The following is a 615-nucleotide window of genomic DNA, read 5'->3' as shown; positions in this document are numbered from 1 at the left end:
GCCGCGCTCGGCAGCCTGGCGGGGGATGGCCGGCCGCTGCCGGTCTGGCCCCTGCCGCAGGCCGAAGCCGCGGTGCTGGCCTGGGCCAGCGCCGCCGTGCCCGCCCCGGCCGCGGCGGCGCCCGTCGCCGCCCTGCTCGGCAGCCTGCATGCGGCGCTGGACGGTCTGGCGGCCGAGGCGGTGCTGCGCGCCGACGCCATCCTCTCCCCGGCGGGGGAGGCACAGGGGCGCCGCCTTCGGCTGTCCCGCAGCAGCATCGCCGGCGCGCTGGGCGCCCTGGCCGCCGACCCCGACCTGCTCGCGCATGCCGAGGAACGGCTGGCCGCACGCCTGCTGCCCGGCCTGGCCGCCTGGGCGGTGACGCAGGACCGGCTGCGGCTGGTGCCGGTGCCGCGCGACCGGCTGCCGCCCGCCACGGACCGGCCCGGCGCCTTCGCGGTGCTGCCGCTGGCCGCCGCCGCGGGCGACCTCGGCCCGCTGCGGTCGCGCCTGGCCGGGCGTGGCTGGGGCCTGGCGCTGCGCGGCCTGGATGCCGCCACGCTCGGCTTGCTGGACCCCGCGGGGCTGGAGGCCGACCTGCTGCTGGTGCGCTGGTCGGACGGCCTGGCTGCGCCG

General features: G+C 82.0%; 1 protein-coding gene. It reads left to right on the top strand.

Annotation, left to right across the window (positions count from 1 at the left end):
- The coding region (locus E2C05_RS33805) for a hypothetical protein (protein ID WP_205083302.1) at positions 1–615 on the top strand (615 nt) is incomplete at both ends.

This window comes from Paracraurococcus ruber (genome assembly GCF_004353985.1).
Classification (GTDB): Bacteria; Pseudomonadota; Alphaproteobacteria; order Acetobacterales; family Acetobacteraceae; genus Paracraurococcus; species Paracraurococcus ruber.
This window is presented reverse-complemented; position numbering and strand designations above follow the sequence as displayed.